Origin of the sequence: Microbacterium sp. PM5, from assembly GCF_003293595.1 — a bacterium.
Classification (GTDB): Bacteria; Actinomycetota; Actinomycetes; order Actinomycetales; family Microbacteriaceae; genus Microbacterium.
The window spans coordinates 2,654,210-2,669,050 of the sequence record NZ_CP022162.1 but is presented as its reverse complement, the minus strand read 5'-3'; the positions used below and the strand labels follow the sequence as shown (position 1 = coordinate 2,669,050).

Here is a 14,841-nt window from a genome sequence, read left to right as displayed (position 1 = left end):
CCGAAGGAATCCGATGCTCCGTTCTCTCCGACTCCGTCGCGGCTCCGCGCTGACCGCCGTGGCCCTCGCCGCGGTGGCGCTGCTGTGGCCCCTCGCGCTTCCCGCGGCATCCGCCCGCGCCGCCGCCGACGACGCCGGAAGCGCGGACGACGTGACGTGGTCGGTGCGCACGGAGTCGAACGGTTTCGGCGCGGAGCGGACGTCCTACACGTATGCGGTCGATCCCGGCCAGAGCGTCGGCGACGCGCTCGTCATCAGCAATCACGGCTCGGCAGCACTGCAGCTCGCGGTGTACGCGGCCGACGGCTACACCGGTGCCGGCGGGCAGCTCGACCTGCTCACGCCCGCGGAGAGTTCCACCGGCATCGGCGCCTGGACACGCGCGGCGGCGGCCACCGTCACCGTCGCGCCGAACGCATCCACGACGGTGCCCTTCGTGGTGTCCGTTCCCACGTCGGCGACCCCCGGCGACTACGTCGGGGGCATCGTGACCTCGCTGGGCTCCTCGGCCGACCAGGGCATCTCGGTCGACCGCCGCCTCGGCATCCGCATCGGCCTGCGCGTCTCGGGCGCACTCGCACCCTCGCTCGCGATCGAGAACCCGCAGGTGACCTGGGGTGGCACGTGGTCGCTCGACACGGGCGCCGCCACGCTCAGCTACACGCTGCACAACACCGGCAACACGACGATGGGCGCGCAGCAGAGCGCGACGATCGCAGGGCCCTTCGGCTGGTTTCCCACCGATGCCGGCGACGTCGCCCCCGAGGTGCAGATCCTTCCCGGTGAGACGCGCGACGTGCAGATCACGGTGCCCGGCGTCGCCGGCATGCTCGCCCTGATCGGCTCGGCGACGATCACCCCCATCGTGGTCGACGCGTCGGGATCCACCACGGGGCTCACCCCGGTCACGACGCAGGCGATCGGCTTCGCCGTGCCGTGGCTGCTGCTGATCATCGCGATGATCGCGATCGCGCTCGTCGCGGCCGCGCTGTGGTGGCGACGCCGCGCCGGCGCGACACGACGCCGCAACGAGGATGAGCGGGTCGCCCGCGCCGTCGCCGACGCCCTCGCGAGCGCCCAGCCGGCCCCCGCACCCGACGACACGGCCGGCGACGTGGTCGTCGGCGCGACGCCGAGCACGACCACGCTGCGCACGGTCTCCGACGAGCGCGCCTGAGGCGGGAGCGCGTCGTACGCGCTTCAGTCGCGCGCGGCGCGGCGACGAAGAAGAGCGCCGCCGCCGATCAGCGCGGCAGCGGCGGCGGCGAACACGAGCGCGCCGGTGAGCTGGTCGCCCGTCGGCGCGAGCCGACCATCGGGCGCCCGCTCGTCAACGGCACCGTCGTCCGGGCCGCCCGCAACGGTGGAGGGCGCGGGCGCAGGCGTCGCGGGCCCGCGCTCATGCGGCGGAACGACGACGGCGATCACCATCTGCGCGTTCGACGGCGACGTGCCCGACGAGTCGTCGTCCGCCGCGCGCGCGATGTCGATAGGGCCGAGGCCCGCGGCGACGACGAGGCACGCACCGACGACGACGCGTGCGATCATCCTCGTTCGCATGCCGGCGCTCTCCTGTCCCGCCACCCGAGCGGCGATCACGGGTGACGCTAGCCGTCGCCGGTGACAGAGGGGATGCCGCCGAGCGACCGGTCGGTGAACCAGATCAGTCCTTCTTTGCGCGACTGGGCTGGACGCGCGGCGGCTCGCCCGGCATCTTGGGAAACTCGGGGGGAAACGGCAGCTCGCCCAGACCCGCTTCGAGGTCGCGCTGCCACCACTCGAGCAGCACATCGATGCGTCCGGGGTTCTCCTGCAGTCCCTCCCAGGGATCCCCGACCGCCGCGAGCCGCTGCGGCACGGTCCGCACGGTGAACGCGGCCGGATCCACGCCGTCGGCCAGCTCCGCCCAGGTGATCGGCGTCGCGACCGTCGCCGACGGCAGAGCGCGCGGGCTGTAGGCACCGGCCATCGTGCGATCGCGGTTGGCCTGGTTGAAGTCGACGAAGATGCGCCGCCCGCGCTCCTCCTTCCACCAGTCGACCGTCACGGCATCCGGCAGCCGTCGTGCGAGCTCTCGCCCCGCCGCGATCACGGCATGGCGAACGTCGAGGAACTCGTGCGTCGGCTCGATGGGGCAGAACACATGGATGCCGCGATTGCCGCTGGTCTTCAGCCACGGTTCGAGCCCGGCCTCGCGCAACACGTCGCGCAGCACCGGAGCGACGGCGGCGGCATCCGCGAAATCGGTGCCCGGCTGCGGGTCGAGATCGATGCGCAGTTCGACGGGATTGTCGGTGTCGGCGGCGAGCGACGCCCACGGGTGGAACACGACGGCGTTCATCTGCACTGCCCAGACGATGGCCGCGGCCTCGTCGAGCACCACCTGAGGGTGACGGCGCCCGCTGTTGTAGGTGCACATCACCTCGTGGACGTAGTCGGGGGCACCGCGTGGCGGGTTCTTGGAGAAGAAGCGCTCGCCGTCGACGGTGTCGGGGAAGCGCTCCAGCGAGACGGGGCGGTGGCCGTTGGCCCGCAGGAACGGCTCGGCCACGGCGATCACGTACTCGGCGAGCTCCTGCTTCGTGATGCCGAGCTCCGGCCAGATCACGCGGTGCGGGCTTGAGAGCGAGACGTCCCGCCCGTCGACGTCGAGGGTGATGCGCTCCGAGGCCATGTCACGACCCTACGGCCCTGTCGCCGGGCGCGACAGAGGGTCGGCGCGGCGCGACGGGTGCGGCGGTCGGCGGTCGCGGCGGTCGGCGACCCGCCGCGGCAACGGATGCGGAGATCGGCAACGGATGCGGATCCGGATGCCGCGCGGCATCCGCATCCGGTGACTGCGTCCGATTCTGCGCGAACGATGTGTCCGGGTCCGCGGTCCGTGCCAGCGCGCGGGCGGGTCAGTCGGCGGCGAGCGCCATGACACCGGCCAGCGCGTCTCGGTCGAGCTCGATCCAGGGGCCGCCCGGGTCGACGACGATGCCGGTGAGGCCGGGCTCGGATGCCAGGGCGCGGCCGAGCTGCTCGGGCTGCACCGGCAGGGGGCTGTCGCCACGGCCGAGAGCCACGACCTCCAGCGGGTGGGAGAACACCTCCATGCGGCGCTGACCGTCGGGGGTGCGCGCCTCGGCGAGGCCCATGCGCCCCTCGGCGTCGCTGTTGCCGGCCACCCAGACGGGAAGGCGCGAGAGGGCGTCGGCGACGCGTGCGGCCGTGCTCTCATCGCGCGGCGCCGACAGCAGCGTCTTGATCTCGAACGTGGGCTCGCTCTCCTCGACGGCGCGGGCGATGAGCTCCTTCGGCAGGATGACGCGGGCGCCGGCGGTGGCGTGGTCGAGGTAGATGCCGTCGTATCCCCCGGCCACCGCGTTGCGCAGCACCTCGATGGCGGGCTGCCCGATGACCGAGGTGGCCGCCCCGCGTTCGGAGTCGACGCTGGCCTGCAGCGCGGCGCCGCCGCTGAAGGCGAGGAGGAAGCGCTTTCCCTCCACGGAGGCGATCGCGAGGTTGATCTGCTGGCCCGCAGCGATCAGCGCCTGAACGTCGCCCTGCGCCCGCAGGAACAGCTGCCCCTGCAGCGCCTGGCGCATCACGTTCATGATCTCTGTGTTCTGCGGCTCCGCCGACAGGCCCGCCAAGGCGCCTTGCAGCAGCGCGTTGTCGACCAGACCGGGCACGATCTCGCGCGGAGCCGGTGCGGTCGCCGCGGGGCGCGTCGGCGCTGCGGGCGCCGGAGCCGTCGGGTCGGCGCCGAAGGTGGAGACCGAGATGCCGACCTGCGGCACCCCCTCGGCCGCAACGGATGCCGCTTCGGCGGATTCGTCCGTCTCCGCGACGGTGTCGACGGACTCGACCTCGGATGCCGGGGCGGCATCGCCCTTGTCGGAACGGTCGCGACGCGAGAAGAGTGCCATGGGTCCGAGCCTAGCTGGGACCGCCACCGGCCCGCGGCGGGGCGGCATCCGCCTCGCGCGCTCCCTTCCGTCTCGCGCTACCGAAACACGCATCGCGCGTGCCGGATTCGACAGCGCGAACCGCCGGACTACAGCTTCTCGATCGGGGCGATCTTGATGAGCAGCTTCTTCTGCCCGGCGCGGTCGAAGCGCACGTGGGCCACGCGCTTGGCGCCTTCGCCCGTCACCTGATCGACGCGGCCTTCTCCGAAGTCCTCGTGGCGGATGCGATCGCCGGGAACCAGCTCCATGTCGCCGTTGTCGCGCACCTTCGCGGGAATGCGGTTGGCGAACTTCGCGAGGTCGCCCGCGGGCTTCTCCCGCCGCGGCAGGGGAACGAGATCGTCGCCGTAACGCGAGCCGCCCGATGCGCCCGCACCGCCGAAGCCGCCAGGCCTCCGTCCGTTGAGCGCTCGCGATCCTCCCTGACCACGCGCGTTGATGTCTCCCGGCGACTGGCGCCAGTCGATGAGCTCGTGGGGGATCTCCTGCAGGAAGCGTGAGGGCATCGCGACCGAGACCTCACCGAACTGGGCGCGGGTCATGGCGAGCGAGAGGTGCAGGCGCTTGCGGGCGCGCGTGAGCGCGACGTAGAACAGGCGGCGTTCCTCCTGCGGACCGCCCGGCTCTCCCGCGGAGATCCGGTGCGGAATGAGATCTTCTTCGACACCGGTGACGAACACGGCGTCGTATTCGAGACCCTTCGCCGTGTGCATGGTCATGAGCGATACCGAGCCCGAGGCGTCGGCGAGGTCATCGGCATCCGAGACGAGGGCCACCTCCGTGAGGAAGTCGAGGATGGTGCCGTCGGGGTTGTTGCGGGCGAACTCGCGGGTGACGGCCACGAGCTCGTCGAGGTTCTCGACGCGCGCCTCGTCCTGCGGGTCTTTCGACATGCGCAGGGCGTCGAGATAGCCGCTCTTGTTGAGGAGCAGGGTGAGGCCTTCGGCGACCGAGGTCGACGGCGGTGCCTCGCCCGAGGGGGGCAGCATGATGGCCGTCGCCTCGACGAGCACGGCGTCGAGCTGGGCGATCGCGGCCTGGATCTTGGGGCCGACTCCCAGCGCCGACGCGTTGGCGAGCGCATCGCGGAAGGTGATGTCCTGGTCGGCGGCGTAACGGGCGATCGAGGTCTCCGTGACGTCGCCGATGCCGCGGCGGGGCTTGTTCAGGATGCGGCGCACGCTCAGCTCGTCGGCGGGGTTCGCGACGGCGATGAGGTAGGCCATCGCGTCTTTGATCTCGGCGCGCTCGTAGAACTTCGTGCCGCCCATGATCTTGTACGGCACGGCGGCGCGGATGAAGATCTCCTCCAGCGCGCGGGACTGCGAGTTGGTGCGGTAGAACACGGCCATCTCGCCGTACGGCAGACCGGCGCGGTGGAGCGCCTCGACCTCGTCGGCGACGAACTGGGCCTCGTCGTGCTGCGAATACCCGGTGAAGCCGACGATCTTGTCTCCGGCGCCGACGTCGGTCCAGAGCTTCTTGTCCTTGCGGTCGAAGTTATTGCTGATGACGGCGTTGGCCGCGGTCAGGATGTTCTGCGTCGAGCGGTAGTTCTGCTCGAGCAGCACGACCTTGGCGCCGGGGTAGTCGCGCTCGAACTCGGTGATGTTGCGGATGTCCGCGCCGCGGAAGGCGTAGATCGACTGGTCGGAATCGCCGACGACGGTCAGCGACGCGCCGTCGGTCTCGTCGAGCAGGGCACCGACGTCTTCGATGGGCCGCGTGAGTTCGTGGATCAGCGCGTACTGGGCGTGGTTGGTGTCCTGGTACTCGTCGACGAGGATGTGGCGGAAGCGTCGGCGGTAGGTGTCGGCGACGTGCGGGAACGCACGGAACAGGTAGACGGTCTGCGCGATGAGGTCGTCGAAGTCGAACGCGTTCGCGCGCTGCAGCGAACGCTGGTAGTCGGCGAAGATCTCGGCGAACAGGCGCTCGGCGGGATCGCTCATGTTGGCCGTGCGCGCGAACGACTCGGCATCCGCGAGCTCGTTCTTCAGCTTCGAGATGCGCCCCTGGACGGATGCCGGGGTCAACCCGAACGCGTCGGCCTCGTACTGCTTGACGAGTCGCTTGATGAGGGCGCGCGAGTCGCCGGAATCGTAGATCGTGAAGCTCTTGGTGAAGCCGAACTGGTCGGCCTCACGGCGCAGGATGCGCACGCACGCCGAGTGGAAGGTCGAGATCCACATGCCCTGCGCGGTGTCGCCGATGAGCTGCTGCACGCGTTCGCGCATCTCGCCGGCGGCCTTGTTGGTGAAGGTGATCGCGAGGATCTGACTCGGCCACGCCTCGCGTGCGCGCAGCAGCGATGCGATGCGGCGCGTGAGCACGCTCGTCTTTCCCGAACCCGCACCGGCGACGATGAGCAGGGCCTGCCCGCGATAGGTGACGGCCTCGCGCTGCTGCGGGTTGAGACCGGCCAGCAGATCTTCGTCGAGCCGGCCTCCCGCGCCGCGCGCGGCATCCGTGGGCATGCCGACGATGACGGGCTTGATCGGGTCGCTCATAACCCGTCAAGTCTAGGTCGCGGCTCTGACACCGCATGCGGGATGCCGCGGCGACCGTCTCAGAGCAGGCGCCGCTGCGAAGCCCAGGCCGTCAGCTCGTGGCGCGACGAGAGCTGGAGCTTTCGCAGCACCGCCGAGACGTGCGTCTCGACCGTCTTGATCGAGATGAACAGCGCGCTCGCGACCTCCTTGTACGCGTAGCCGCGGGCGATGAGGCGCATCACCTCCTGTTCGCGGGCCGAGAGGCGATCGAGCTCGTCGTCAACGGCGGCGGTCTCGCCCGCGACGGCGCCGAACGCGTCGAGCACGAACCCCGCCAGACGAGGCGAGAACACGGCATCGCCCCCGGCGACGGCGTGAGCGGCGCGGCTCACTTCGGCGCCCGACGACCCCTTCGTGATGTAGCCGCGGGCGCCCGCGCGGATCACTCGCACGACGTCCTCCGCCGCGTCCGACACACTCAGCGCGAGGAACCGGGTCGGCACTCCGGCGCAAGCGCGGATCACCTCTTCGCCGCCTGTGGCCTCGTCGCCGTGCCCGCCGGGCAGATGCACGTCGAGCAGAACCACGTCCGGCCGCGTCTGGGCGATGACGCCGATCGCGGTCGGCACGTCGGCGGCCTCTCCCACGACCTCGACGGTGTCGTCGAGGTCGCTGCGCAGACCCGAGCGGAAGATGGAGTGGTCATCGACGATGACCACGCGGATGCCGTCAGCCACGGCCGTTCCCCTCGGCGCCGGCCGACCGCAGGTGCACGTCGGTGCCCTCCGGTCCCGAGGTGACCGTCGCGGTGCCCCCGAGACGCCGCATCCTCCCGATGATGGACTGCCGCACACCGAGCCGGTCGGCGGCGACGTCGTCGAGGGCGAACCCCGGCCCTCGGTCGCGGACGAAGACGTCGACGCCGTCGGAGCGTCCTTCGATGTACACCGAGACGTCGCCGCCGGCGTGACGTGCCGCATTCAGCATGGCCTCTCGAGCGGCGGCCGCGATCTCGCCGCTGGCCCGCTCGCTCGAGACCCCGGCGACGACGACGTCGATTCGCACCGGGTAGTCGAGCTCGAGCGCCGCGGCGTAATCACGGAGGTCGGTTGCCAGGTCGCTGTCGGCCGGCTGGTCGCCGTCGTAGAGCCACGCGCGCAGCTCCCGCTCCTGTGCGCGGGCGAGCCGCGCCACGTCGCTCGAAGCGCCGCCCCGGTTCTGGATGAGGGCGAGGGTCTGCAGAACGGAGTCGTGCAGGTGCGCGGCCATCTCAGCGCGCTGCTCCTCGCGGATGCGTCGATCGCGTTCACCCGTGAGTTCGCGCCACTTTCCGACGAAGGTGGACGACAGCATCGCGGCGAGTGCGGCCAGGGGCACCACGATCAGCAGGGCGTCCGCCGCCGCACCCTCGCGGAGGGCGAGGATGGTCAGTGCGAACACGGCGAGCAGGATGATCACGACCGCGGTGCGGACGATCGCCGCGTGCCCCGGTCCGCGGAGGGGGTCGCGGCGGTCGACCAGGGTCGCCCATGCGCCGGCGGCTGCGGCTGTCGCCGATGCCGCGCCGACGACGAGGGCGAGGTCTGAGCTCGCCCTCGCGCCGACGACGGCGAGCGCGGTCAGCGGCAGCAGCACGATCGCGGCGCCGCACGTGAGAATCCAGGCGACCGGCGCCGAACTCGTGGTCGGCGCGTCTCCCGCGGCGCGGGGAGCGAAGGCCCAGCACCAGGCGTAGAACAGGATGCCGGCGCCTGCGCACAGCGCCAGGACGACGAACAGCGCGCGCACGGCGCTCACGGGGGCACCGAGGTGCTGGGCGAGTCCTTCGGCGACGCCGGCGACGACGCCCTCGCGAGGGCGCACGAGCGGGGGCCGGGCCGGCGGCACCGGGCGCGGCGCGGGCGCGGCGCGCGCGGCGTCCGAGGCGGCGGCGGGCGTCATACGGCCATCCAACCATCCGCGACCTCGGCCGTCACCGCTGCGGCCGCCGAGATCAGGGCCGTCTCAGGGATTCCCCCGATGGTCGGCGCGCGTGCCGCGCCGCGAAGATCGTTGCATGACCACTCCACCCGTGGACCCGCCGCAGACCACATCGTCGACGCCGCCCCCTCCCGCCGGAAGCCGCACCGCCGCCGACAGCCGCAACACCGGCGACCGCTTCTTCTCGTGGACCTCGGGACTCGGCATGGTCCGCGGTGACGGCTGGATCGGCGGGGTGGCCGCGGGCATCGCCGCGCGCCTCCGGATCGATCCGCTGATCGTCCGCGGCATCCTCGTCGTGGTCGGCCTGTTCGGCTTTCCGGTGATCTTCCTCTACGCGCTCGCCTGGGCACTGCTGCCCGACCTCGACGGCCGGATCGTGCTGCGAGACGCTCTGCGTCGCCGGTTCGAGCCGGCCCAGGTCGGGATCCTCGGTCTGCTGATCCTCGGTCTCATCCCGCTCGGACCGGGAGTGGTCTTCGTCGGCAGGATCCCGGGATGGATGCTGAGTCCCGGGCTCGGCGGATGGTCTGCTCTGTCTGCGCTGCTGGTGACCGTCGGTCTGACTCTCGCCGTCGCGCTCCTGTTCATCATCGTGCGCGCCGCGCGTCACTCCGCGCGCTCCGCGCCTCCGGCACCCCCGCAGCAGAGGGCTTCCGCTGCGGATGCGTCGCCGGATGCGTCCGCCGCGGCGACCGGTTCGGGTCCGGTCGTCCCCGCGGACCCGCGGGGGACGGATGCCGCCGGCTTCGCGGCATCCTCCCCTGCCCTCCCCTCCCCGGCCACCGCCGCCGACTCCTCGACCGATGCCGGCACGGCCGCGTCGACACGCCCTGCACCCGACGACGACGCGTACGCCGCGTGGCGCGAGCAGCACGCCGCGTGGAAGATGCAGGACGACGCCTGGCGCCGGCAGCAGCAGGATGTCGATCGCGCCGTCCGCGAGCAGGCTCGCCGTGAGCGGCAGGAGCGCGCCACCGCGTTCGCCGCTGAAGCCGCCGAGCGCCGGAGACTGCGGCGCCTGAGTTCGCCGCGCACGCCGCTCGCGTTCGTCGGGGTCGCGCTCGGCATCGCCGTGATCGCGGGCACCGCCACGGCCATCGCCCAGCGCGATGCTCTCGGCCCCGCACGCGGACTGTTCGTCGCGGCGGTCGCGCTCGGCGTGTCGATGGTGGTCGCCGGTGTGCTGCGCCGCCGCAGCGGCTTCCTCGCGTTCGCGACCGTCGTGACGCTGCTCGGCGCGGGCGCGGCGACGGCAGTGCCCGTCGCGCAGACGCTGCACATCGGGAGCTACTGGCTGACGGTGGGCGATGGTTCTCAGCCCGGCACTTCGGCATCCGACCCGTTCGTGCAGACGTGGGGTGACCTCGTCATCGTCGCTCCAGACAACGGTGTGGACGGTTCGGTCTATGTGGAGAAGACCTCGGGTAACACGCAGATCATGGCGGAGCCACTCGAGGGATCCGTCCGAATGGAGATCGAGATCACCACGCGGGACGCCGCGGTCGATCGGGTCCGCCTCGCGGATGCCGACGGCAGATCATCCGCGCGCCTCGCCGACGACCCCGCCGTCACGAGCACCCGTCTCGCTGACGGGCGCATCCGCCTCGCCACGACCGTCGGCGCCGCCGATGCCCGCACTCACCACCGCATCGTCATCGAGCAGGACAGCGGCTTCATCTCCGTCATGCAGCCATCACCCGCAACCACGACAGGAGGATCCCGATGAGCGATTCCACACCAGACTCTGACGTGTTCCCGGCATCCGCTGCCGACGCTCTCGCGCCCGACGCGCCCGAGGCCCTGCCGCGCCCGCGCATCCGCTGGGCAGGGATCGTCTGGGGGCTCGTCTTCGCCGCCCTCGCCACCGTCGGTGCCGCTCTGACCTGGACGCCTCGGGCGCTCGAGAACCTGTCGATGATCGTCCCCCAGCTGACCGGAACGACGCTCGTCGCCGCCACGCTCATGGCGCTCGGCGCACTCGCGCTGATCTCCGGGCTGGTAGGACTGCTGCGTCACGCGCAGCGCGCGGCGACCCGGCGTCGCGCGTAGCCCCGCGCGGACGGGAGAATGGACGCATGCGCACGATCCTCAACATCGTCTGGATCATCTTCGCCGGATTCTGGTTGTTCGTCGGCTACGTGGTCGCCGGTGTGGTGCTGTGCATTCCGATCATCACGATCCCCTGGGCGATCGCCTCGTTCCGCACCGCGGGCTACGTCATCTGGCCGTTCGGGCGCACGATCGTGCCGAAGCCGACGGCGGGCGTGGGCTCGTTCCTCGGCAACGTCGTCTGGGTGATCCTCGCCGGGTGGTGGCTCGCGCTCGGGCACCTGGTCAGCGGCATCGCGCTGTGCATCACGATCATCGGCATTCCGATGGCGATCGCGGACTTCAAGATGATCCCGATCTCTCTCATGCCCCTCGGCAAAGACATCGTCTCCACGCGCCAGGGCGCGTTCGATCGGACGCTGTGACCCCGACGATCGCCCGTGTCACGCGCGGACACATATCGCAACCACAGGTCACACACCTGTCCCCGGCGGTCACGGCGGGTTAGCGTGGGGGCGTCCCCTCACCGGGGCATCGCGGCGATCCGGGCGGACCCGGGCACCGGCTCATAACCGGGTGCGTTGCGGGTTCGACTCCCGCCGTCGCGTCGACGCAGGACTTCCCCGTTCTCTCCGCCCATTCGCAGGCGCAGGGCCTACCCTCACTTCATCAGGCACACCGCATCCGTCGGCGCGAGGAGGCCCCCATGCGCAGAACCCCGATCCTGACCGTGATCGCCCTGGCGGCGCTCGCGCTCACCTCGTGCAGCTCCGGCGGCACCGATCCCGCTGCGGAGCTGCCGGGCGTCTCCCCGTCGACGCGCCCGCCGCTGCAGACGACGACGCCCGGCCCGATCGGCCCGAGCGGGCCGGCGATCGCCGTACCCCAGAGCCGCTGGGACGCCCTCGTCGCCGACCTCACGAAGCGGGGCGTGACGGGCACCCCCGCGCTCGTGTCCTCCGAAGCGGTGACGTTCAACGACGGCTCCCTCGGCTGCCCGTCTCCGGGTCAGTCCTACACGCAAGCGCAGATCGACGGCATGCGCGTGGTCGTCTCGGTCGATGGCAAGACTTACGACTACCGGTTCGGTCAGGGCGCCGAGCCCAAGCTCTGCGCCTGACCTCGCGACAGCACACGCGACGGCGCGACAGCGCACACGAAAGAAGAAGGGGTGGATGCCGCGGCATCCACCCCCTCTTCCGTCTAGCCGGGGCTACTTCTTCAGCGGCAGCAGCAGCGCCTCGTCCGCGCCGGACTGGTTGTCCATCACGACCACCATCGAGCCCAGCGGCTTCTGCGCGTCGATCTGCTTCGCGTTGAAGGTGACGTCGACGCTGGCCGAGCCGCGCTGCGGCACCGTGACGAACTGGCCGTTGCTGATCGCCGGCGCCGTCGGGTCGTACGTGGCCCACCCGTCCACCGCGTCCGACGCGTCGTTGGACGCGTGCGTCTGGGCGGTGTACGAGAACGCACCGGTGATGCCCAGATCACTCGCCCGCACCGGCATCAGCAGGGTGCTGCTGTCGGTCGGCGCCTGCGTGAGGAAGCCGGCGGCCGCCGTCTCCTTCGTCTTGGCGTTGACGATGAAGACCTCGGACAGACCGTTGGTGTCGCCGTTGCGGACCCCGCCCGAGTCGGCCGACAGGACGATCCAGTCGGGGGTGCCGTCACGGTCGCTGTCGATCACGATGTCGTACTCGTTCGCGGCCGCGTTCGACCAGCGGTGGTGCATGTTCATCGCGAACACCATGAGCGTGTCGTCGCCATCGGGGAAGGACTGCACCCCGACCGCGCGGATGTCGTACCCGGTGTCGGCCAGGGTCTTGCTGGCGTCCTGCGGGTCGGACAGGCCCCACGTGTACACGTCGGCACCGGCCGGCAGGGCGCCGGCGAGGTTGCGCAGCGTCAGCTTCTTGGTGCCGTCGGCGACCTTCTGCTTGCCGCTGAACCACGGGCCGTTCATCGTCGCGCGCACCGTGCTGTCGGCGCGGGGCACGAGCAGGTAGGGCACGCGCAGCGTGGAGTCGGACGACGTGAGCACGATGTCACCGGAGATCTCGGAGAACGCGAACTGGTCGTCGGCGCCGACCGAGCTGGGCACGTCCTTCGCGGCGGCGGCGACGATCAGCAGCACCTTCGCCGAGCCATGCGCCGGGACGGTGATCGAGCGGTTCGAGAGCAGGATGCGTGCCTTCTTCGACTGCGCCGACGGGGTCGTCGAGACGTCGTAGCGCACCGCGGTCGGCCCGTCGTTGCGCACCGTCACGGTCTTCACGCCACCGAAGCCGAGCGGCGACTCCTGGAAGCCGAAGCTGAGCGCCGACTCGCGCGCCCAACCGCTCTCCGTCCGGAACGCGTCACCCGTCGCCGTCACCGTCGTCGCCACGGCCTGAGCGGCATCGACGAGACCCACCCCGCCGAGCGTCAGGCTCTGGCCGGCGACCTTGTCGGGATCGGCGGTGGACACCACGGATGCCGCGATCTGCGGAGCCGTCCACGACGGGTGTGCTTCGGCGGACAGCGCCGCCACACCCGCCACGTGCGGGGCGGCCATCGAGGTGCCCGACAGGATCGCCGCACCGTTGCCCGAGCCGACCGCGGCCGACGAGATCGAGACGCCGGGGGCGGCCACGTCCGGGCTGATGGCGCTGTCGCCCGAGCGCGGACCCGACGAGCTGAACGACGCGTACCCGCGGAAGCCGGGGTTGGCGATCTGCGTGGCGACGAGGCTCGCCGTGGCGCCGGCGACGAAGGCGGGACCGCTCGAGGAGCGCACGCCGAGGAACGGAATCGTCAGGTCGAACGGCTCCCCGGTGTCGGCATTGGCCGTCACGACGCCTTCGAACGGCGGCAGGTCGTCGGTGTTGTTCACCATGACCACGGCCGCCGCTCCGGCCTGCTGGCCGTAGATGGCCTTGGCGACACGGGCGCACGATCCGCGGTCGACGACCGCGATCTGCTTTCCGCCCGGGACGACTCCCGCGGCGGTGAATGCCGCCGGCGAGCATCCGAGCGCGTTGTCGCCGGTGAGGCGCACGACCGTCAGATCGCCGATGCCGTCGAGCGAGGCACCGTTGGCGTTGATCGCCTCGACGGGGGTGCCGCCGACCGTGATCGTCGCGCCCGGGAAACCCTCGGCGCTGTCGACGGCCGATACCGAGATCACACCGTCACCGGTGCCCGGCGAGCCGGTCAGGTACGGGTTGTGACCCGCGTTACCGGAGGACGCGACCACGACGACACCGGCACCGACCGCGTTGGCGGCGGCCACGGCATCCGGGTCGTCGGCACGTCCGAACGACGAGCCGAGTGACATGTTCACGACGTCCATGCCGTGATCGACCGCCCAGTCGAGGGCGGGCACGACCACATCGGTCGAACCCTCGCACCCGAAGACCCGCACGGCGTACAGGTCGACCTGCGGGGCGACACCCGGTCCGACGCGGAACTGGTTCGAGGGGGTCGTGGAGTCGTACGGGCCGCGGTAAGTGGTGCCGTCGGCGAGCACGCCCGAGCCGCCCGCGGTGCCGGCGACGTGCGAGCCGTGGCCGTTGCAGTCGAGCGGGTTGTCGTCGGGGTGGGGCACCGGCTGGTAGGAGGCGCTGTTCGGGTCGGCGTTGTAATCGTCGCCGACGAGGTCGATTCCGCCCTTGATGCGCGGGGCGTCGGGACCGTACATCGTCGGGTCGGCGGGCTGGGCCGAGTTCGCCTTCGCGGCGTCGAAGGCCGCCACCGTGCCGGGACCGCCGAAGGTCGCGTGGGTGTAGTCGATGCCGGTGTCGATGATGGCGACTTTGACGTTCTGCCCCGTGTAGCCGGTGCTCTCCCACACCTGGGGGACACCGAGGAAGGGAACCGAGACGGCGTTGTCGACGGTGTACTTGCGCACGGGATGGATGGCGACGACGTTCGGCAGAGACGCGATCGCGTCGAGCTCGGCCGCCGGCACCTTCGCCTGCACGCCGTTGTACGCCGACTGCATCTCGGCCTGCACCGAGCCGCCCTTGTCCTCGATGGCCGAGCTCACCGGCTCCTGCGCATCCTTGAGGCGGTTCTTCACGTCGCCGCGCTCACCGTCGCTGAGCTCGCGGCCCTGCTCGGCTTCCACCACGGCGACGGGATCGCCCGTCATCTCGACGACGACGCTCACGAGTCCGTTGGCGTCGATGGCCGCCGACGTGAACGACGTCGAGATCTTTCCGGCGGATGCCGCGGTCAGCAACCGCGACGACGGGTCGGCGTCGTCGGCGGTCGCGGCGAATGCGGCCGTGGAGGGGAGCAGCAGTGCTATCGCACCTGCCGTGGCGAGGATGCGTCGTTGCCGTGGTCGTTGCAAGGGAAGACCGCCTTTCGTGCAGGGG

Annotated in this window: 12 protein-coding genes and 1 tRNA gene; 6 read left to right on the top strand and 7 right to left on the bottom strand. The window is 71.2% G+C overall.

Features of this window, described 5'->3' with window-relative positions:
- The first annotated feature begins 13 nt into the window (after positions 1–13).
- The gene (locus CEP17_RS12690) at positions 14–1,177 is read left to right on the top strand and encodes a DUF916 domain-containing protein (RefSeq protein ID WP_112932486.1); all 1,164 of its coding nucleotides are present in this window, start codon (positions 14–16) and stop codon (positions 1,175–1,177) included.
- A gap of 23 nt (positions 1,178–1,200) precedes the next feature.
- On the opposite strand, the gene CEP17_RS12685 is transcribed toward CEP17_RS12690, so the two are convergent.
- From CEP17_RS12685 to CEP17_RS12660, 6 genes are all read right to left on the bottom strand, one after another.
- On the bottom strand, positions 1,201–1,548 hold the full coding sequence (locus CEP17_RS12685; protein ID WP_112932485.1) for a hypothetical protein: 348 nt from the start codon (positions 1,546–1,548) through the stop codon (positions 1,201–1,203).
- A 115-nt stretch (positions 1,549–1,663) separates the two neighbouring features.
- Positions 1,664–2,674: a non-homologous end-joining DNA ligase gene (gene ligD / locus CEP17_RS12680; RefSeq protein WP_112932484.1), complete on the bottom strand. Its 1,011-nt coding sequence runs from the start codon at positions 2,672–2,674 to the stop codon at positions 1,664–1,666.
- Positions 2,675–2,900: 226 nt separating this feature from the next.
- Positions 2,901–3,914, bottom strand: coding sequence for an SseB family protein (locus CEP17_RS12675; protein ID WP_112932483.1), 1,014 nt, complete (start codon positions 3,912–3,914; stop codon positions 2,901–2,903).
- 128 nt (positions 3,915–4,042) lie between these two features.
- Positions 4,043–6,466, bottom strand: a complete 2,424-nt coding sequence (locus CEP17_RS12670; protein WP_112932482.1) for a UvrD-helicase domain-containing protein — start codon at positions 6,464–6,466, stop codon at positions 4,043–4,045.
- A gap of 59 nt (positions 6,467–6,525) precedes the next feature.
- Positions 6,526–7,185 carry a response regulator transcription factor gene (locus tag CEP17_RS12665; RefSeq protein ID WP_112932481.1) on the bottom strand — a complete coding sequence of 220 codons (660 nt, stop codon included), beginning with the start codon at positions 7,183–7,185 and terminating at the stop codon, positions 6,526–6,528.
- Positions 7,178–8,389, bottom strand: coding sequence for an ATP-binding protein (locus CEP17_RS12660; RefSeq protein ID WP_112932480.1), 1,212 nt, complete (start codon positions 8,387–8,389; stop codon positions 7,178–7,180). The genes CEP17_RS12665 and CEP17_RS12660 overlap by 8 nt, the downstream gene beginning before the upstream one ends.
- A gap of 115 nt (positions 8,390–8,504) precedes the next feature.
- Here CEP17_RS12660 and CEP17_RS12655 point away from each other — a divergent pair, with 115 nt between their 5' ends.
- The 5 genes from CEP17_RS12655 to CEP17_RS12640 all read left to right on the top strand — a co-directional run bounded on the left by CEP17_RS12655 (position 8,505) and on the right by CEP17_RS12640 (position 11,600).
- Positions 8,505–10,157 (top strand): PspC domain-containing protein, encoded by a 1,653-nt coding sequence (locus CEP17_RS12655; protein WP_112932479.1) that lies wholly within the window; start codon positions 8,505–8,507, stop codon positions 10,155–10,157.
- A complete protein-coding gene (locus CEP17_RS12650; RefSeq protein ID WP_162722453.1) occupies positions 10,154–10,480 on the top strand; it encodes a hypothetical protein in 327 nt (108 codons plus the stop codon). Before CEP17_RS12655 ends, CEP17_RS12650 begins: the two co-directional genes overlap by 4 nt.
- Positions 10,481–10,506: 26 nt before the next feature.
- Positions 10,507–10,905, top strand: coding sequence for a YccF domain-containing protein (locus CEP17_RS12645; RefSeq protein ID WP_016463491.1), 399 nt, complete (start codon positions 10,507–10,509; stop codon positions 10,903–10,905).
- A gap of 110 nt (positions 10,906–11,015) precedes the next feature.
- Positions 11,016–11,088 (top strand) — tRNA-Met (locus CEP17_RS15140).
- A gap of 98 nt (positions 11,089–11,186) precedes the next feature.
- Positions 11,187–11,600 carry a hypothetical protein gene (locus tag CEP17_RS12640; protein ID WP_112932477.1) on the top strand — a complete coding sequence of 138 codons (414 nt, stop codon included), beginning with the start codon at positions 11,187–11,189 and terminating at the stop codon, positions 11,598–11,600.
- Positions 11,601–11,693: 93 nt separating this feature from the next.
- On the opposite strand, the gene CEP17_RS12635 is transcribed toward CEP17_RS12640, so the two are convergent.
- Positions 11,694–14,816, bottom strand: coding sequence for a S8 family serine peptidase (locus CEP17_RS12635; RefSeq protein WP_112932476.1), 3,123 nt, complete (start codon positions 14,814–14,816; stop codon positions 11,694–11,696).
- Between the last annotated feature and the right edge of the window lie 25 nt (positions 14,817–14,841).